Source organism: Citrobacter sp. TBCS-14 (genome assembly GCF_005280805.1).
GTDB classification, from domain to species: Bacteria; Pseudomonadota; Gammaproteobacteria; order Enterobacterales; family Enterobacteriaceae; genus Citrobacter; species Citrobacter gillenii.
In genome coordinates, this window is the sequence record NZ_SZWM01000927.1 from 1 (window position 1) to 222 (window position 222).

Sequence of the window (222 nt, forward strand, 5' to 3'; positions counted from 1 at the left end):
CAGCCACGCTACGCGCATCAACGTTACCGACGATAATCAGCGTCATCGCATCCGGGGTATACCATTTCTGGTAGAACGACTGAATTTTTGCTGCATCAATCGGCTTTTTCAGCGGATCGGCAGGATCGTGCCCTAACAGCGTGGAGCCTTTCAGACGATAGCGCCACCATCCCTCTTTGGTATCTGACGGCCAGGTTGCCACCATATCTTCGCTGCTCAGCG

1 protein-coding gene is annotated in these 222 nt (G+C 54.1%); it reads right to left on the reverse strand.

Annotated features, from left to right (window positions below; all coding sequences use genetic code 11):
* A partial coding sequence (locus tag FDX22_RS22100; RefSeq protein ID WP_146717777.1) for an insulinase family protein occupies positions 1–222 on the reverse strand: 222 nt, incomplete at both ends.